We start from the raw sequence: 19,753 nt of genomic DNA on the forward strand, positions 1-19,753 counted from the left end.
AAAGGCTATAATTATTCTGCCAGCTCAACAATAAATTGCTGTACCAAGGTGGCTATTTCCACAGCATTTTTTTTGTATAGCATTGTAAAATGGTCTCCGGCCACTTCTGCAACCTGTACCGATGTACTGTGGTTCTCCCATCCAAGTGCAGACAGCTCATGAGATAACCTATTTTCCGCTGCTTTTATTATGATAAGAGGAGTATCAATTTTATCCTCAATAGCATGGCCAAGCATCATGTTGGTTATATTCATATTGATAATCCGAAGTATCAAACCATTACCTTCAGGCTGTGTTATAATTCTGTGTTTCAATAATTCAGTAATATCGGGAATCTTCTTTTGAGAAATCAATGTGATCAGTTCAGTATGCAGGTCCTCTTTCCATTCAGGATCTGAAACCGTTAATAAACCATATTTCGCAAGTGAATCCATCACAAAATTCATCACATAACCGGCATTAAAAAACATATCAGGTAAAGTTGTGGCTACATCCAGTATGGAAGCCATTTCTACTTTTTCGCCAGCCTGTTCCAACTGTTTAATCATTTCAAATAATACATGTCCGCCAAAAGAGTGAGCAATAAACTGATAAGGTCCTGTTGGCTGTATTTCCTGTATCCAGCTAAGCTGAAGTTCTGCAATTTTCCTCATATTATACAATGGTTTTTCACCTTCCAGCACCCCCATCATCTGAATACCATACACAGTTCCCAAAGGAGCCAGTGAAGCAGCCAGTTCATCATAACCATCACAATTACCATTTGATCCCGGCAATAAAAATATTTTTTGAGGCTGGTGGCTTTTGTTAAGTATTCTAATGTGTTCGTTTTGCATTGCCTTATCAGAGTCTGCTCTTTGTTGATTATTCATCAGGAAAACAGCTTGTCCGGCAATTGTTGTATGGGCAAGTATTTCCTGCAATTGAACTTCATATCCTGCTGCCCGTATACGGCTCAGCAATTGTAATGTAGTAAGTGAATGCCCTCCCAGTGCAAAAAAGTCATCATCGGTACTTATCTCATTTACATTCAATAGCTCCCGCCATATATCTGCCAGCCTATTTTCTAGTGGATTTGCCGGAAGAATAAGCTGGCGGGATCCAGAATCCGTTGGTGTGCTAATGCTCAAGGCATTTCTATCTACCTTTCCTGAAAAAGTGAGCGGAATTTGTGACAATAACTGAATATATGCCGGAATCATATAGTACGGAAGCTGTTCTCGTAAATAAGAAATAACATCTTCTTCAGACAACCCATTAACAACTGATACGTAGGCAATTAATCGATTGTTGTGATGCATATCTGTCTGTACCAGTACGGCAGCCTGTTTAATGTCCGGATGCTGAAGCAATACGGATTCTATTTCGCCGGGCTCTATACGGTAGCCACGTACCTTCACCTGATTATCAGCTCTATGCTGATATTCCAGGTTACCATCCGGCAGCCATCTTCCTATATCCCCGGTTCTATACAAGACCGCCCCTGAGGCATCAGTGAATACATCAGGTATAAAACGTTGTTCCGTTAATTCCGGGCGATTCAGGTAGCCATCTGTAACTCCTTCTCCACCAATGTATATTTCACCCGTAACTCCGGATGGAAGCACCTGCTGTAACTCATCCAATACATAAACAGATACATTTTGTACAGGCTTTCCTATAGGTGTTTTTTTTAAGGATTCCCCTGTATACTTGTACCTTGTGGCAGTTACCGTACTTTCCGTAGGTCCGTACTCATTATAAAAATCTACGTATTGAGACCAATACTCCGCCAGCATTGGTGGACATTCTTCTCCACCCACTACAATCCTTTTAAGGATAGATGACAGCCTTATATGCCCGAGACTTTGTAAGAAACCCGGAGTAAGAACAAGATGAGTGATATTTTGTGTTTTTACGAATTTGCAAAAAAGATCCGGATCATGTAATACCTCATCGTTCGGTACAACCAATGCAGCACCTTTTAATAAAGATAAAAACATTACTTCCACAGATGCATCGAAGGTGAAATTTGTAAACTGTAATGAGCGTTCATCTGCAGAAAAATCAAGCTGCGTGCTGCATCCTTCTATAAGGTTCACCACAGATCTGTGTTTTACAGGCACCCCTTTAGGCACTCCGGTAGATCCTGAAGTATAAATCACATAGGCATAAGAGGAAGAGGACAGTACAGGAAATACATCAGCCGCATCAATACTTGAAACCTCCGCAGTATTTACAAATACAGCTCCAGGAGAAAGTTGAAATACAGGAAGCTGGCGGCCTACTACAATGGTGGCTTTTGTATCATTCAGTATCATTAGCATTCTGTTTTCCGGCATTTTAGGATCAATAGGTACATAAGCGGCTCCTGCTTTCATAATGGCCAGAATACTTGCTACTGTATTTGCGGTACGGTCAGCAATTACCGGAACATACATACCAGGCTTAATACCCGCACTGATAAACAAAGCAGCCAGCCTGTTTACCCAGTCTTGTAATCTACGATAAGTATATTCTTTTTCTGCCGTTACCAGTGCAATCTTATCGGGATGATTTTCCGCGGCTTTATCAAAACCGGAAGAAAGTGTACTATCTTGTGAGAAAATGGCTCCTGAATTGTTGAGATCTTTAATAAGATAATCATGCTCTGCCATTGGTAACAGCAGCTGCTTCTCTATCTTTTGTGTTGCCCGGTGACGGAAACAGTCCAGCACATAATCGAAGTAGTATTTCAGATCTCCGGCTGTTTTGCCACTTTGAAGCATTCTGGAAAGGGAGAAAACTATTTTCATATCATCTCCCGTAAGGCTTATGGAAAAATTAAGAAATGTATTTGCTACACCGAAGCTGGTGTCGGTAAGCGATTCTTTTCCTAATTGTACATTAACAAGATCTTTTTCAAGTTCATCATAAATATGAAAATTGATAAAATTATAAATAACATCAAAGAAAGGGTTTTCTTTGGGTGAAGATTCTCCATTAATGCGTGCAATTTCTGCAAGAGGTGTACGATCATGAATTTCCAGTTGTTTTAATTTATCCTCTACTGTTTTGAAATAATCTATCCAGGATATATCAGATCCGGGCATATCCAGTACAAATGGTATTGTATTGAGAAAGCATCCAAGCAATTTATCTCCGTCTTCTACTATAGGCCGGTTGTTGGCCACCAGACCAATTGTTATTTTGCGTCTGTAGCTAAGCATACTTGTTACGTAAAGACTGATCCCCAGGAATATACCTTTCAATGACAGTCCATACTCCCTGGTCAGGTCTTTCAGGTGATTTAGTATCTGAATATCATATCCAACAACAACATTTTCATAGTTCTCTTCCTGGGTAAAGATATCAAGCCGCTGATGATCTTCCATTTCAGTTTGCCAAAAAATATGGTCCAGTGCCTGTTTCTTCCTGCTCATCTCTTCTTTTACAAAATCGCGATAATGACCATTCAGCCGTGGAAGTGGCTGATGTACCGGATTCTTTTCCAATTGTAAATACAGGTTAAATAACTCTGTGTTAAAAGCAGCCACACTCCAGCCATCCAGTATAGCATGATGAAACTGCAAAATAAAAACAGTGCCTTCATGCCAATGTAAAAGAGCTGCACGCCATAAAGGGCCTTCCTGAATATCAAAAGATTTCACACGTTCCTTTTCCAGATAGATGGTCAGATATTGCTTTACCCCATTTATATCCTTATCAGACAAATCCAATTCTTCTACCATCACCGGTATACTTCGTGACACAGCCTGCAATCCCGTTTCATGAAGCCCGAGATGAAAAGTAGTTCTGAATGTTTCATGTTTGTCAACCATTAGCTTTAAGGCACTCTCAAAAAGCAGTCTATCTATTTTCCGTTCTACAGGATATAGAAACTGATCGTGGTAAATAGATGAATCCGGGTCGCGTAATGAAGCGTAGATCATCCCATTCTGAATACTGGTCATAGGATAAACAGACTCCAAGTTACCTCCTGAATCAAGTAAAGGCAGGTATTTTTTTTCCAGATCAGACAGTTCTTCGGTTATATCTTTAAGGACTTCATTAGTATTCTCATAATTAGTGTTTTCCAATAAAACAGCCAGATCCCGAACGGTACGTGTCCCATAGATATCTGCGACACTTATTTCAACACCGATCCTATTCTTGATACGGGCCGCTACTTTTACAACACGGATGGAGTCTCCTCCAATTTCAAAAAAGTTATCAAGGACACCTACCCGTTCTATACTCAATATTTCCTGCCAGATATCAGCAAGTACAATTTCCATTGCAGAAACAGGCATCTCATATCCGGTACTTCGTTTTCTTTGCTGATCCTCAATCTGCGAAAGAAAGCCTCGGTCCGTTTTTCCATTAGAAGTCACGGGCATATGCTGTAAGGCAATTATATCGGCAGGTATCATGTAGTCAGGAATAGTACGAGCTAGCGCTTCTTTTATTTGCTTTTGCATGACCGCTATAATATCGGAGAAAAGAGGTATATTATTATATGCTGAATGATAGTTAACTTCATACAGAGGATCGACAAAATCAGCTGTAGGATTCTGCTCTAATAACACATTAACACACAGAGGATCTACAGCAGGCATCATGCGTATATGATACCCTTTTTCGGAAGCTTTCTTTAGGAAGGCTGATATTAACCCGGTTTCCTGGGAAGGCTGCCCGACAGCATGGCATAAATCACGGACATTTATCGTTGTTTTTTCCGTTAATCCTGTTGCCAGTTGCTGTTCTTTCCAAAGTCTGTAATTTGGCATATTGCTTATTGCCACCACAGGGAAACCATTTTGTATCCACTTTTCAGGGTCAGTTTTCATCAGATTCCAATCCATCCATTCCGGTTTCAACAGCTGCTTATCTGTTCCTATATGAAGAATTACTGTAAAGCGGTACAGCGTACGTTCATTATTTTCATTTCCAGTTTTCCAACGGATATCTACGTGGGTTATATCCGGAAACCTTTCTGTGAGCTGATAAAAATAATCAGGAGCAAAACATAATTCTTCCTCTTTCATCATTTCCTGATCTACCAGCCAGCGAAATTCATCAATCCCTGTATGTTCCTGTATTTTATCCAGACAGAGACGGGATTTAAAAGTATGCAGCAGGCGATAATCTCTCACATCTCCAATAATAATACGGCCATATCCATTGAGACGTGTTATATTGTCCGAAATAATATCTGTAAGATAATCTTCTCCCGGAAAGTATTGTATTACCGAGTTAAGTACTATTGTATCAGCACCCTCTATTTCATTGGATCTCATTTCGTGGGCAGCACAGGCATGCAGCTGTGTAGCAGGGAAATTATTGGGATCATCTTTAATGTGGCTGTGCAATTTTTCGATGGAATGATGTGAAAGATCAATTCCTGTGTATTGTTTAATATGAGGTGCCAGCCGATCATAAAGCGAGCCTGTACCACATCCTATCTCAAGCACATGCTGTGGCTGGTGTGCAAGAATTATCTGACTACTATCATTGAGCCATTCTTTCCTTTCTGTTTCAGGAATGGCTTCTCCTGTAAAAGAATCATACCAGCCGGTGGTATCAGATACTGCCGTTCCGTCATCTGAATATTTTTTATCATACGTTTCTTCAAAGTGCCTCTGCCATTTATTCACATGATCCTGATAAAGAAACTTCTCAAAGTTTTTTACTTTGCTTAGATCAGGTACGTAATAGCAAACCAATTTTTTATCTGACTGATCCTCTGAGTTTTTTATAACAACACAGCTTTCAGCTACTTCCGGCAATTTATTTAAGGCATGTTCTATCTCACCCAATTCAATACGGTAGCCACGTATTTTTACCTGATGGTCTATACGGCCAAGGTATTCTATCGTTCCATCTTCTAACCATTTTCCCAAATCGCCTGCTCTGTACAGCTTTTCATGTTCGTCTTCACTGAACGGATTCCTCACAAACCGTTCTGCAGTAAGCTCTTCTCTATTCAAATATCCCGTGGCAACGCCCTCACCGGCAATACACAGTTCTCCCGGTACACCAATAGGAACTGGCTGCAGATTCTTATCCAGAATGTAAGCCCATAATGTAGGAATTGTTTTACCTATAATACTGCCACTACCATTCATCTCTTTTTCTGTAATTTCCTGATAAGTAACATGTACTGTAGTTTCTGTAATCCCATACATATTGATTAATTTGCAGGCAGGGAATAATTTGTGCCAGCCCTTTAAACGCAACGGATGCAGTGCTTCCCCTCCAAAAATAACATAACGGACTCCTAAGGAAACCGGATTCAGCAGAATATACTCCTGTAATACATAAAATGCTGAAGGGGTTTGATTAAGAACTGTTACTCCCTCATTAACCAACAGCTTCGTAAACGCCATGGTATCACGTGCTACAGTACGAGGAACAATCACCAGACGACCTCCGTAAAAAAGAGCTCCATACATTTCCCAGACAGAAAAATCAAAACAATAAGAATGGAACATGGTCCATACATCATGCTCATTAAAATCGTACAACGGAACAGAAGTCATAAACAAACGAACCACATTACGATGAGGAATTATCACTCCTTTAGGGCGGCCTGTAGAGCCGGAAGTATAAATAATATAAGCAGGCTGCCCCGGATCACAGGCAGGTAAATCAGCTGTAAGTCCGGTGACGTCCCAATCACCATCCACACAAATTAACCGGGATTCGTATATTTTTTTTACTACAGGCAATGTACGTTCTACTACCAATACAACAGGCGCATTTGTATCACTCAGAATAAAACCAATACGATCTTCAGGATATTCGGGATCTACAGGAATATATACACCACCGGCTTTTAATATTCCCAGAATACCGACCATCATTTCCAAACAGTGACCTGTACATATTGGCACCAATGTTCCTTTATCAACACCTGCAAGCCGGAGATGCACCGCAAGCCTCGTAGACTGTTCATCAAGTGTACGATAGCTGAGATCTTCTCCTTCAAAGCTAACCGCAATATGATCAGGGGTCCGCATCACCTGATCTGCAAATAGCCCCACAATGGTTTGCTGGGTAGGATAAGTGGCAGGAACACCACTGAATGAATATAGTAACTGGTCTGTTTCAGCTGTGCTTAGCATCGTCATTTTACTGATAGACCTATCAGGAGCTGTAACCACGGATCGCAATAACGTTTCAAAATGCCCCAATAAGCGTTCAATAGTAGAAGCCTTAAAAAGATCATTGCAATACGCTACATCTGCATATAACCCATCCGGGGTTTCGTGTATTGAAAAATGAAGATCGAACTGGCTGGTACGGTAGCGGTGGCTTATGGGATCTACCATTATTTCGTCGAGCTTATTCATTTCCATATCCGGAGCATTCTGTAATACGAATACTACCTGGAAAAGAGGGTTTCTGCTGGTATCCCGTTCTCCCTGTACCTGATTTACAACCCTCTCAAAAGGTACCTCCTGATGGTCATATGCTTCCAGAAGTGTTTTTTTGACACGTTGTAATGCTTCCCGGAAACCAGGCTGCTCACCCAAATCGGTACGTAAAGCAAGCGTATTTACAAAGAAACCAATCAACGGTTCAAATTCCTGCTGCAAACGACCTGAGATAGCACCACCAACACAAATATCATCTTGAGAACAATAACGATGTAACAATACTTTAAATGTTGTAAGCAGTGTCATATATAAAGTGACATCCTCTTTTACTGAAAATAATTTTAACTGTTCTGTAAGTTCTTTGTCTACCCTGAACTTCATAGAATCACCACGAACACTTTGTTTTGCAGAACGAGCGTAATCGGTAGGCATATTCAGTAAAACCACACCATTGAGTTTGCTTTTCCAATAATCAAGCTTCTCAGCCAACACGGCTTCCTGCTGACGCTGCCAAACCGAATAATCCTTATACTGAAACGGTAGTGCTGCCAATGCTGGCTCTTTACCTTGCCGGTAAGCCCGGTAACAAGTATCAAGTTCTTTTGTTAAAACAGACAAAGACCAACCATCAGCCGCAATATGGTGAATATTGATCACCAGTATATGTTTCTGTGAAGAAAGTGGAATAAGATGTGCGCGGAGCATATGTTCATCAGATAAATCGAAAGGTCTGGTTACCAGGTCATCCATCAGAAACTGAACACTTTGTTCATCTGAAGCTGAAAAATCATCTTCATACATATCGATCTTCCATGTATTTTTTTCCAGTATATGCTGATAAGGTACGCCGTCATCCTGGCGGATCACAGTACGCAGCACTTCATGACGGTCAATCATATACCCCAGTGCTTTTTCCAGTGATGGTATATCAAGCTCACCCGTGAGCCTGAATGCTAAAATGATATGATATTGTACGGAACCATGCAAACGATCAAGGAACCACATCCTTTCCTGACCAAATGACAATGGCAGTTTTCCTGTGTGATATTCCTCTGACCTGATAACTTTCTCTGTGGGTTCCTCCTCCTGCAGTTGATCAATATAGGCCGCAAGACGTTCTATGGTTTTACAAGTGAATAATACGGTAGGTGCCACACGCTGTCCCCATTCGTTTTTAATAAAAGCACTTATACGCATGGCCATTAGAGAATGGCCGCCCAGGTGGAAAAAATTATCGCGGATACCCACTTCCGGTACCTGCAGTAAATCCTGCCATACTTTAGCTAACCTATGCTCTGTTTCATTACGCGGTCTGTCACTCTGCTCCACTACCGTGTTTTCAGGAATGGGTAATGCCTTTCGGTCTACTTTGCCGTTAGAATTGAGTGGAAGTGCTTCCATCCAAACAATATGGGCAGGAATCATATAGCCCGGCAGCTTCATTTCAAGCCATTGCAACAATAGGTCTTTTTTATATGGATTTTCCGATTCAACAACGTAAGCAACCAGCTGAAGAACACCGGTAGCATCTGGTCTGGCCATAACCACAGCCTGTTTTATCATAGGTGACTGAAGTAATACAGCTGTTATTTCTGCCGGTTCTATACGGAATCCCCTGATTTTCACCTGATCATCCGCACGGCCTACAAAAAGAATATTTCCGTCCGGTAACCAACGCACCAGGTCACCGGTTCTATAAAGTTTTTCACCCTTATTTTCTTTAAACAAATGGGATACAAAAGCAGCATCAGTAAGCTCTGGTTTCTTATAATATCCATTAGTTAATCCCGCACCTCCCACATACAGCTCCCCGGTAACTCCAATGGGAACAAGCTCCTGATGTTTGTTAAGAATATAAGCACTCCGGAAATTCAGTGGTTTGCCAATAGGAGCTTCTTCAGGTAAATTATTATTACCGATTAAATATCCCATTGAAAAAGTGGTATTTTCAGTAGGTCCGTAACCATTTACAATTTGTAAGTTTTTACAATGAGCAGCCACCTTCCGGGCATGCTGAACAGAGAAACGTTCTCCACCAACAATAACTGCTGTTAATGTTTCAAATACCGAAACATCGGTATCCGCCAGCAAATTAAACCATCCTGTAGTAAAAAACATTTTAGTGACTTTCTGCGTACGAATAATGGATTTTAATGTTGCAGCATCCATCAATTCTGCTTTGGTGGCCATTACCAGTGTGCCCCCGTTTAATAATGCTCCCCAATATTCAAAAGTACTTGCATCAAAAGCAAAAGAACCACCAGCCAATATACAGTCGTTCGCTGTAATCGGAAAATAATCTGTTGCTTTTACTAAACTGACTACATTTTGATGGGTCACCATTACTCCTTTAGGTTTACCCGTTGAGCCCGAAGTAAACATTATATAGGCCATATCTGTGTTTTGAATGGCAATATCTGTTATTGCTCCTGAATGCAGCTGCAGGCTGTCTATACATATAATTTCCGGGGCAATAAACCGTGAAGCATAATGAAGGGTGGTCACCACAATTTTGCTGCCTACTTCTTCCATCAACACCTGTAATCGCTCAGCAGGAAGATCCGGTTCAACCGGCACATAAGCAGCCCCTGCTTTAAGAATTGCTAAAATAGCAATCATCAGTTCCGGTGTACGTTCCATACATAAAAGCACGGGCATACCAGGCTTTACTCCTTTTTCTTTGAGGTGTACAGCCAGTGCATCAGAAAGTGCCGCCAGTTTTGAATAAGTAAATCTTTTTTCACCTGCAATTACTGCAACAGCATCAGGCTGTGCAGCAACCTTTGCAGCAAACATGGAGATAACGGTATCTTCAGAAGTATATATTTCTTTGTTGTTTGAATACTGCTCCAATAACGATAATTCTTCAGAAGGCAGTACCTGAATATTTTTCAGCTGAGCTTCAGGATTATAGCTGCATTGCTCAAGAATGTATAAAAACCGGCTGGCAAAAAGCTGTATCTCTTCGGGAGAAAAATAAACTTTGTTATAAATAAACTCTAATTGCAACGGCTGATTGTTACCAAAGTCCCTCCAAAATATTTCTAACGGAAGTGTCTGATAATTGTTTCTCACGAGTTTCAGGTCTGAAAGCATGTCTTGTCCAAAGTCCAGTGCAAAATCAAGTCTTCCATGATTCACAATAATCTCAAAGGGAGATGTTCTTTCTTCATCAACGGGGAATAGCGTGGTAAAATCGGAAACCATGTAGCGGTAATGCGGATAGCTTTCCTTTTGAGCTTCCATTATATCTACCAATAATTCATAAAATGATTTCTCCGGATCATATTGACAGGAAAATGGCAAGATCCCGGAAAACATTCCTACAGAGGAACGTTCGAAATCAGTTCTCCTTTTATGCAATGTTACTCCAAGGGTAAAGGTATTTTCTTCGGTAACCTGACCAAGATAAATAGTTAATACTGCCAGCGAAAATGCAGATAAACCAGCCCCTGCACCCTTTTTTAAAGAATCCAGGTACGCGGTTTGTGCAGTATTCAGTTCTATGGTATATAATCCACTGGTCTCTTTTCCTTTTATGGGATATTTCTTGTCAAGTAATGAGGGAAGAGGTTCCGTAAATTTATTTCTCCAATATTCTCTGGTCTCTTCATAAACATGAGATTTATAGCACTCATCAGCAGTTTTCATCAGTGTTACATAAGATGGACCTTCTTTTATCCTACTAATGGCCGGTGTATTTTCCCGATAGTATTGTGCAACTTCTTTAAGCCAATTGGATAAACCGAAACCATCTAAAATGATATGATGATAATGAATAAAATACCAATATGTATCATCATTAATCTTTAATAAATAGTGTTTATGGGGATAGTGCCCCGGCTTCAGTACTATGGGTATATTTAGCTGTTCCTGCATCCATATCAATGCAATTTCTTCGGATTCTCCGCTAAAATCCTTTTCCATAAACACTGTTGAAGGAAGCTCTGCCACAAGAATTGCCGTTGAATCTAAGTCATCAATATCAAACTGTAACCGGAACACATCATAGGCAAATAACATTTGTTTAACAGATGAGAAAAAAATGTTTTTATCCAAAGGACCTTTTAATGTTAAATAGCAACCCTGGCTATAGCGCAGACTGGTCGGATTCATTACCTGGTCAATAAAAATATCTCGCTGTGCAGGATGTAAAGGATAATGGATTGTACTCATTTAGATATTAGTTTAAAAAAATTAACAGATATATGTTTTTATTGTCTTTATCATTTATATTTTTAGGATACATCCATTTTCAGCAATGCTCTGCATTACGAAATTTTCAAATGGATGTCCTGAATTCTTCGTGGATTGATTTCTTTGCCGGCTCTATTCTGACCCGTCACTTGATTTTTCAAATGTGCCGGTTTATGCTGCAATAAAGGTGCAGTACCAATGGCAAGCCCTGCATTCATCTCTTTACGAGAGACTCAGAAAAGAAAACTACTACAAAATACCTGACGTGATAAATGCATAGGCGATCAGCTTGCCAATGTCTTTTATAAATTTTGTTGAAGCAGTGTGGTTATGTAGAGAAAAGCCTTCCAGTCCTTCAGCATTTAATCTTCTTCTATTGATCAGGTAACATATAGTACAACCTGTAACAAAAAAGAAAATGTCCATAATAAGAAAGGTATAGTTCATGATTTTAGTTTTTGATGTGGCATAAAATTAACAAAATAACTCTTACAGTGGTGATATTTTTAAAAAAAATCATTGTAATAATCACATTTTGTTAAACATATCCTCAGTTTCAAAAGTTAGAGAGAAAGATAATTTCTTTTCTTTGAGCCGTCCATATTCCTGATATGTCCTTATTTTGTACTTCTGGAATCCACCTGATTGTAAAGGAAACCTTCTATTTCTATTAGGGGCTATAAAAACACAAAGTGTAAGAATATTACTATTGTTGAACATTATAAATTGGACCTTTCAAAGATTCTTTACCAAATGGTAATTTGCCAGACAACAATTATTATTAATTTTATGGTAATGAAAGACTTTATAGAATACCTATTACTGTTTAGTAACCTGAACCAACAGCAAATTGAACTCATCACAAGCAAAGCAAAAGAAATAGAACTTAAGAAAGATGAATATTTTGCAGAAGCAGGAAAGGTTTTGAAACAGGTAGCCTTTGTTACTGACGGCATATTCCGTATTTGCTATTACAACAATAAAGGGGAAGAAATTACCAAAATTTTCATAGAAGAAAAGCATTTACTTTTTAACCTCAGAAATGTACCTTCTACAGAATATATTCAGGCGGCAACAGATTGTCAGCTTCTTGTATTTTCCAATTCTGACTGGAAGGAAATTTCCGATACCATCATCGGCTGGGAGACTATCATTCAAAAGATTACCAATAAATCGCTGGTTCAAAAACTGGAAAGGGTAAGTCCGTTAGTATCACAGGATGCCACCACCCGCTATTTGGAATTTATGGAAAAATATCCTACACTTGTCAACCGTATTCCTCTTTCATACATCGCTTCCTACCTGGGAATTACTCAACAATCGTTAAGCAGAATAAGAAAAAACATCCGTTAAGTTGCTTTTTACCAAATGGTAAACAGGTCTATTTTTAAACGATGCATTTTTGCAGTATCAATTGTAAAAATTTAAAAATGAACAACACAATTTTCATTACGGGGGCTTCTTCAGGATTGGGAAAAGCAACCGCCCAATTATTTGCCTCAAAAGGCTGGACTGTAATTGCAGCAATGCGACGACCTGAAAAAGAAACAGAACTTACGCAGTTAGCCAATGTTCATCTCTTGAAATTAGACCTCAGCAATGCCCAGGAAATTGCTAACATAGCACATGAAGCAGAGAGAATAGGCCCGGTAGACGTGCTGTTTAATAATGCAGCATATGGGCTTATGGGGGCTTTTGAAGGAACTACCGATGAACAGCTGGCTCAGCAAATTAACACCAATTTTTTGGGAACCATGCTTATTACAAAAGCATTCCTTCCCTATTTCAGAGCAAGAAAAAACGGAACCATTATGACTGTAACCTCTTCTACCGCAAACATTCCTTATCCATTTGTGGCCGTTTATGCCGCAACAAAGGCTGCACTGGAAACATGGACAGAAGGAATGAGTTATGAATTAGACGGGTTGGGTATAGTCATCAAAACAATAGTGCCCGCTTATATGAAGACCGGTTTTGGAAATAATGCACAGATGGTTACCCATGAGGATTATCACGAAGTTTTTAATCAATATATTACAGCAATGAGAGGAGATGCAGCCACTCAGGGTGATACTCCCGAAAGTATTGCAGATATTGTTTACGAAGCAGCTACAGATGGAAAGAAACAATTGCATTATACCGCAGGTAGCCTAGCTTCATCAGAATACACCTGGTTAAGAAAAGACGGAATTGATACTGTAATCGACAGTATGAAAAAAAGATTTTTCGGATAAGAAATTTCCATTTTCCATGCCGGGGGGCAAGAGGTTTACCCCCAAACATGTTATTTTTCAAAAGTTCTCAGATTATCACAATTCCCTTTGCCTAGAAATTATTACGTGCTTGTATTGCTATTGCGTTTGCTGTACATTGAACACTGTGCCTGCAGGATCGGTAATCCAGTGCATATTTTCAGGAAGCTCCTCAATTTCGTCACAAGTTTCTACACCGTTTGACTGCAGATATTTTGTAGCTTCTTCTACATCAGGAACAGTAAGCTGTAACCAGGTTTCGGAATGCGTGTAGTTGTCCACACAATCTAACCATATTATATTACTGCCGAATTTCACTTCATGTGTTCTGGAAACAGTGGGATTAGCAATGGGCTTTTCTTCAACATCCAATTTCAAAATATCCCTGTAAAAAGCCACTGTTTTTTCGTACTTATTTTTAGGAATTTTTATAGCTATATTAATTCCTGCCTCAAATTTTATATCCATAGTATATATTTTTAATGGTGATTCCAAAAATTAAACAGATAAGTTCTCACTCTTGGCTAGATTTCAATATTACCTGTTAGAACCTCGCCATCACGTTTATAGTTGGCTATGATTACCCCTTTTGATGTCACATGGCTCTCTGTCAGGACAAAGGTTGCCGGAACTGCATGATCGTCAAACAGTCTTTTTCCTTTACCAAGAATCAGCGGATAGATTTTAAGGCGAATTTCATCTACGAGGTCGTGTTTCAACAACAGATGAATAAGCTCACTGCTTCCCCAAACCTGGATATCAGCTCCTTCAGACTGTTTAAGATTCTGTATATCCGCCAGATTCCTGAGAAAAACGGTATGTTTCCAATCAGATTTTTCCATAGTTTGGGACAGTACATATTTCGTTCCCTCATTAATAGCGGGCCAGAAGTTAGCATGATCCGGCCAGTAGGATGAGAAAATGTCAAATGTTTTCCTTCCTAAAAGATAGTCAGCCTGCTTCATTTCTTCCTGCATGATCTGACCAAAAAGCTCATCTCCATAAGATACTGTCCAGCCACCATATCTGAAGTCTCCGGACACATCTTCTTCAGGACCTCCGGGCCCCTGCATCACACCATCCAGTGTGATCATTGATAAAACGGTTATTTTTCTCATATTGATCTGTTTAATTAATATATTTTTTATTCCAATTTGATCTAAGTTACTTTAAAAAGCTGTTTAAGTAGCTTAGGATCGTTGCAGTCTGCATCATCAGGGTAACGTGTCCCTGTCCCGGAACAATAGCCAACTGAGATTTCGGCATGGGAGCCATATCTGCAGAGATGCCACCTCCCAGTAGCTTATAAGTTTTTGCCAGCTCCGTTTTATCCAGTCCATCATTATCACCGGCTATAATTAAAACAGGTGCCGGAATTTTCGAAATATTGGAATCCCCCAGATCGAAAGGCTGCCCTGCAGATGCAATCATTTGCTCCAGAAATTTCGTCCATTTTGTTTTATCGGGAGCAACAGCATTATAGGCTTCCTGCATAGGGCTGTTCATAAAAAGTTCAGGTTTCATGGTCTTAAAAGCATTTCTTACCTCGGGAACCCACCCGGTACTTTTATAGGTAGCAGAAATAATTACCAGCTTATTTAGTTTTTCAGGGCTTTGTATGGCAAACTGGTAAGCCACAGCTCCTCCAAAACTATACCCTATTACATCTGCCTTATCTATTTTAAGGTAATCCAATACCCCTTTTACATCACTTGCTAAAGTAGTATGTGATAATTTTCTGTCTGAAAATGGGGTATGTCCGTGTCCCTGCAATTCTACAGCAATTACCTTATGGTTCTTAGACAAGTCCGGGATCAGTTGCCCCCAGTTCATATCAATCGTCATAAAAGCACCGTGTAATAATACAATGGGCTTGCCCTCACCATATACTTCATAATATATTTTGCTGCCGTTCACAGGCACATAACCACTGCCGGACGGAGTTAGTTTTTGTCCATATAATGTTGTTACCGTAAACATAATAATAAGCATTATGAATAATAGTTTAATAAACTTGGAGGATTTAAATAAATTTTTCATAGTATGATTTGGATTTGGTTCATCAAAAAACTGTTAATCAAAATTACCAACTTGCTGTGAAAACTCACTTGTCACAAGACAAGATTTTATTCGGATGAAATCATTTTTTTGCATTTCGTTTAAACAGATACTTTTTCAGGTGTTCAGGCTTGTTCCATTTGTTTAATTAATAAATTTTAACATAAAACGCCATTCAAACAAACTCAATAAAGAGAAAAAATTCAGAATAATATTACTTCAGTTCACAAAATTTGATTAATTTCGAATTACAAACAAGCTTATTATTATGAAAAATTTAAAAAAAATCCAAAGACAGGAAATGAAAGCAATTAAGGGAGGAATCAACTGCCCAGGTGGTCAGATATGCTTAATCAGCGGAAAATGGCAATGTATGCCATATGACGGATGTGGTGGTGGAAACCAGCCTTAATTGTAAGTTGAACCCAATTAATTACTTTATTATGAAAAATTGTAAGAAAATTTCAAGAGATCAGCTAAAGAGTATTAATGGTGGAGCGTCAGGTTGTTCCGAAGCATGCTGCCCACCTCCGGGAATAAAAAGATGTCCGTGGGTGATATGTGTAGCCCCATGTGATATATTAAGTTAACAACTTAAAAGGTATTAATACATACTATTCAGAAATAAATAAGCCTTGGATTTTTTTGATTCCAAGGCTTATTTTTGTGAAGAGTTATTATAAATATTAAACTCAGAGACTAGTATCTTCCTCGAATGCTTTTTCTGGCCATGCAAAACCGGCACCCCGAATCAAATAACGCTGTGTACCTGATAGATAATAAGTATTCACGCCTTGTATTTGTATGCCTAAACCAAGTACATAGGTAGCTACTGACTCATTGTATATTCCAAAATCAGGGAGATTAGTTTGTAACGAAATAAACTCTTCTACTTCTTCATCATGGATACGCATACATTCTTCTACAGCTTCTTCCAGCGAAAGATTATTTTCTCGCTGCAAAACGAAAATAAGATTTAGGGTTTCTGTATCTTTACCGTATTCCTTTCGTAGAGAATGGATATCATTCTGCCAGGCAACTATTCTTGCTGCCAATGCCAGTAAACGCCTTAATACAGGGTGGTTCGCAATAGTATCGGGTAATACATCAGCAAGCATAAACTCTGCAGCAATCAAGCAAGGCCGCATGCCTATTGAAAATTCTCTGAATGTCATAAAATGAGCTGTGGAAGGAAAGGTTTTGTTCACTTTAAAAGGTACTTCTCCACCCATCCCATATTGTACAAAGTCACTCAACTCCTGAGCAAATCGCTTCATCCATAGTTCCGGCATGAACTCATTGGCTTCATCACGAATCAGCGCAAGCTGGCTATACCATCCTTTTTCTTCCTGCGTTGGCATATCCCCGTCCAAGATTTCCATCATGCGCTTCCGGCATTGTTCCAACTCTTCCACTGACAGCAATTCATGTTGATCATCAAATGAGGTCAAAAAAAACAAAAATCTGTTAAAAGGCCTCATTTTATTTTCGCTTACATAAGGAAGCATTCTGGCTGACACATCATGTAAGACCATTTTCCGGTATTTTTCTTTTATCTTTTCAGGCCATGATACATAGTCTGTATCAATCCATTGATCCACATCTTTCCCCATCTGCTCTACATGGGGATTTATAGTGTCCGGCCATGGATAATAGCCAATCGGTAAATAATCGGCTGCGTTGAATTGTTCTATAAATTCCTCTGTTGTCATTATGTTATTTTTTTAAATTATACTGATGTTCCATATTCAGGTCGTGAAAATTCATTAGGAATTTTATAGTGTACAACGCTTTCTTTACGATGCCACGCTCCCATTCCTGAGATCATTAGGGCCATATTATGAACAAAACGGTCCACATTCTTTTGATGCAAGCCAAAATCAGGAACATTATTCTGCAGTCCTATAAATTCATTGACATAATGATCATGGATATTCCGCACTTCAGCACAAGCCTCTTCCAATGAAATTTTGTACTGATCCCGTAGTACAAGTATAATGTTCAGAACTTCTGTGTCAACAGCTAATCCTCTTTCCCATGAAGCGAAATCATTCTGGATTGCAATGATACGGCACATCAGCATTTTTAACCGTTTGATAACGGGATGCTCAGATATAAGGTTCGGAATTATAAAATTGATAGACGGCTCAACCAGATTTGCATAAGGGTATATAGAAATAGAATACTCACGGATAAGCAACAGGGTATTAAGAGCAGGACATTGTTTTTTTAACCTATAAGGCATTTCTTCCATCATACCATAAGTAGTAAAGTTATAAAAGTCCTTTGTCCACCGATGAAACCAGTCATCATTTACATAGGGAAGAAGCTCCTCTCTGCTTAAAGCAACCTGCCTTATTAAACCTATGTCATCAGGTCTGGGTTTCCGGCCCATCATTACATCCATGATATAATCCCTGATATCAGCAAGCTGATGGACAGGACATAGCTTGTAGTAATCATCAAATAATGTAAGCCATACAATAAATCTGGCCATAGGTCTTACCTGTTCCTTACTGCTTGCCGCAGGAAACATATACGATGCAGTCTCTACCAAACCCTGATTTTTGTATTGAGTACGGGCAACTTCGGACATGAACAAATAATCTGTATCAATCCAACCATTTTGTTCTTCATAAAATGACTGTGAAAAGGGTCCTATTTCATAAGGCCAGGGATAGTGTAAAACAGAAATATCTTTTTGCTTCATGATTAAATGTTTAAGGTTATTAATAATGCAGCTTACTAAATTTCTTTTTGAGTCTGACTTTGGCTCAGCCTTTCCTTTAGTTCCAGGGCACTCGGAAATTCAGTTTTATTATAGCGGTCAAGTTGGGTTGATATATTTTTCCAGCCGCTGAGCACCATACTCATATAGTGTACCCAGTTTACAACAGCATCCTGCCATATTCCAAAATCAGGCAAAGAAGCCTGTAGTTCTATGAATTCTTTCAGATCTTCATTATGAAGGCGCAAATCTTCAAGACAGGCTTCTTTCAAAGACATCTGACGTTCATGTTGGATTACCTTTACGATATTGTAATAAATACTGTCGGTTGCCTCATCTTTCAATACAGACTGTACTTCATTGAAAAAGGTAACCAGATGACAGGCCAGTGTCTGTAAACGGATGATCACCGGGTGCTCATGGATCTCCTTCGGAAGAATAATTCCTGTTTCCAGCTCTGTAAGCTGAAGGAAAGGATAAAGGCAGATAGAGTTTTCACGTAAGGCAATACATTCACTCACACTGGGATAGGCTTTATTTTTCTTGTATTTTAATTCGGTTTCTAATCCTGTAAAATATTTGCTGATCATTTTTGTAAACCGGAAAACTGATTCCTGGGGAATAAACTGCAATAGCTCCTGTCTTAATGCGGCCAGCATAGGACCTAATGGGATTCCGGAATCTTCAGCACTGATCTCACCATTGAGTATGGCAATTGATTGGGCATGTATATGTCCGATATCTTCAGGCTCACTTTCTTCATAAAGGTCATCATTGTAGAGGGTCCACAGCATCAGCCTGCAGATGGGTTTGAACCGTTCTGGTGATGCAGTTGGAAACCATTGGGCCGCAATATGGGCTGTCTTTGTTTTTTTGTACTTTTTGCGTAGATCGGGATTCTGCTCATAAAGCCACAGGTATTCCCCGTCGATCCATTGTTTCTCGGTGATCTCTTGCAATTGTTCGGCATTGGGATTTTTAAGTGTTGGGAACGGGTACCTGAAATGATTGCGAAGCAGTTCAAGGGTGTTAAAATTTTCATTGCTCATGATTTTATGTTTTAATGGTTCTTTTTTCAGAGAATGTATAGTTTTTTACATATAGCAAACTATATTGGAATTACTATCAAACTAATTACCAATCAGATACAATCATGAATAACGTGAACTAATATATAT

General features: G+C 39.3%; 11 protein-coding genes. 3 read left to right on the forward strand and 8 right to left on the reverse strand.

Annotated elements, in window-relative coordinates:
* Window positions 1–11: 11 nt before the first annotated feature.
* Window positions 12–11,516: a non-ribosomal peptide synthetase gene (locus LQV47_RS11115; RefSeq protein ID WP_230036843.1), complete on the reverse strand. Its 11,505-nt coding sequence runs from the start codon at window positions 11,514–11,516 to the stop codon at window positions 12–14.
* Between the two features lie 270 nt (window positions 11,517–11,786).
* Window positions 11,787–11,984, reverse strand: coding sequence for a hypothetical protein (locus tag LQV47_RS11120; RefSeq protein WP_230036845.1), 198 nt, complete (start codon window positions 11,982–11,984; stop codon window positions 11,787–11,789).
* A gap of 348 nt (window positions 11,985–12,332) precedes the next feature.
* On the opposite strand from LQV47_RS11120, the gene LQV47_RS11125 reads away from it, so the two are divergent.
* Window positions 12,333–12,890 (forward strand): Crp/Fnr family transcriptional regulator, encoded by a 558-nt coding sequence (locus LQV47_RS11125; RefSeq protein ID WP_230036847.1) that lies wholly within the window; start codon window positions 12,333–12,335, stop codon window positions 12,888–12,890.
* Window positions 12,891–12,967: 77 nt separating this feature from the next.
* Window positions 12,968–13,771 carry an SDR family oxidoreductase gene (locus tag LQV47_RS11130; protein WP_230036849.1) on the forward strand — a complete coding sequence of 268 codons (804 nt, stop codon included), beginning with the start codon at window positions 12,968–12,970 and terminating at the stop codon, window positions 13,769–13,771.
* Window positions 13,772–13,888: 117 nt separating this feature from the next.
* Here LQV47_RS11130 and LQV47_RS11135 read toward each other — a convergent pair whose 3' ends face one another.
* Genes LQV47_RS11135 through LQV47_RS11145 form a run of 3 tightly spaced genes read right to left on the reverse strand, consistent with a single transcriptional unit; the run spans window position 13,889 to window position 15,829 of the window.
* Window positions 13,889–14,257, reverse strand: coding sequence for a VOC family protein (locus LQV47_RS11135; RefSeq protein WP_230036851.1), 369 nt, complete (start codon window positions 14,255–14,257; stop codon window positions 13,889–13,891).
* A gap of 56 nt (window positions 14,258–14,313) precedes the next feature.
* Window positions 14,314–14,907 carry a dihydrofolate reductase family protein gene (locus LQV47_RS11140; RefSeq protein WP_230036853.1) on the reverse strand — a complete coding sequence of 198 codons (594 nt, stop codon included), beginning with the start codon at window positions 14,905–14,907 and terminating at the stop codon, window positions 14,314–14,316.
* 46 nt (window positions 14,908–14,953) lie between these two features.
* Complete coding sequence (locus LQV47_RS11145; RefSeq protein WP_230036854.1) at window positions 14,954–15,829, reverse strand: alpha/beta hydrolase; 876 nt, start codon at window positions 15,827–15,829, stop codon at window positions 14,954–14,956.
* Between the two features lie 286 nt (window positions 15,830–16,115).
* Between LQV47_RS11145 and LQV47_RS11150 the strand changes: the two genes are divergently transcribed.
* Window positions 16,116–16,259 (forward strand): hypothetical protein, encoded by a 144-nt coding sequence (locus LQV47_RS11150; RefSeq protein ID WP_230036856.1) that lies wholly within the window; start codon window positions 16,116–16,118, stop codon window positions 16,257–16,259.
* 280 nt (window positions 16,260–16,539) lie between these two features.
* Here the strand turns inward: LQV47_RS11150 and LQV47_RS11155 are convergent, their stop codons facing one another.
* From LQV47_RS11155 to LQV47_RS11165, 3 genes are read right to left on the reverse strand one after another with little or no spacing between them, the layout of a single operon-like run.
* A complete protein-coding gene (locus tag LQV47_RS11155) occupies window positions 16,540–17,559 on the reverse strand; it encodes a terpene synthase family protein (protein ID WP_230036858.1) in 1,020 nt (339 codons plus the stop codon).
* A gap of 17 nt (window positions 17,560–17,576) precedes the next feature.
* Window positions 17,577–18,557 (reverse strand): hypothetical protein, encoded by a 981-nt coding sequence (locus LQV47_RS11160; protein ID WP_230036859.1) that lies wholly within the window; start codon window positions 18,555–18,557, stop codon window positions 17,577–17,579.
* 35 nt (window positions 18,558–18,592) lie between these two features.
* Window positions 18,593–19,624: a hypothetical protein gene (locus LQV47_RS11165; RefSeq protein WP_230036861.1), complete on the reverse strand. Its 1,032-nt coding sequence runs from the start codon at window positions 19,622–19,624 to the stop codon at window positions 18,593–18,595.
* Window positions 19,625–19,753 lie beyond the last annotated feature (129 nt).

Origin of the sequence: Chryseobacterium sp. Bi04 (genome assembly GCF_918698085.1) — a bacterium.
Lineage (GTDB): Bacteria > Bacteroidota > Bacteroidia > Flavobacteriales > Weeksellaceae > Chryseobacterium.

Bases quoted from the DNA above. Each gene is read 5' to 3' on its own strand.
- LQV47_RS11120 (WP_230036845.1), bottom strand. From the start codon at position 11,984: ATGAACTATACCTTTCTTATTATGGACATTTTCTTTTTTGTTACAGGT.
- LQV47_RS11165 (WP_230036861.1), bottom strand. From the start codon at position 19,624: ATGAGCAATGAAAATTTTAACACCCTTGAACTGCTTCGCAATCATTTC.
- LQV47_RS11135 (WP_230036851.1), bottom strand. From the start codon at position 14,257: ATGGATATAAAATTTGAGGCAGGAATTAATATAGCTATAAAAATTCCT.
- LQV47_RS11145 (WP_230036854.1), bottom strand. From the start codon at position 15,829: ATGAAAAATTTATTTAAATCCTCCAAGTTTATTAAACTATTATTCATA.
- LQV47_RS11125 (WP_230036847.1), top strand. From the start codon at position 12,333: ATGAAAGACTTTATAGAATACCTATTACTGTTTAGTAACCTGAACCAA.
- LQV47_RS11150 (WP_230036856.1), top strand. From the start codon at position 16,116: ATGAAAAATTTAAAAAAAATCCAAAGACAGGAAATGAAAGCAATTAAG.
- LQV47_RS11160 (WP_230036859.1), bottom strand. From the start codon at position 18,557: ATGAAGCAAAAAGATATTTCTGTTTTACACTATCCCTGGCCTTATGAA.
- LQV47_RS11155 (WP_230036858.1), bottom strand. From the start codon at position 17,559: ATGACAACAGAGGAATTTATAGAACAATTCAACGCAGCCGATTATTTA.
- LQV47_RS11115 (WP_230036843.1), bottom strand. From the start codon at position 11,516: ATGAGTACAATCCATTATCCTTTACATCCTGCACAGCGAGATATTTTT.
- LQV47_RS11130 (WP_230036849.1), top strand. From the start codon at position 12,968: ATGAACAACACAATTTTCATTACGGGGGCTTCTTCAGGATTGGGAAAA.
- LQV47_RS11140 (WP_230036853.1), bottom strand. From the start codon at position 14,907: ATGAGAAAAATAACCGTTTTATCAATGATCACACTGGATGGTGTGATG.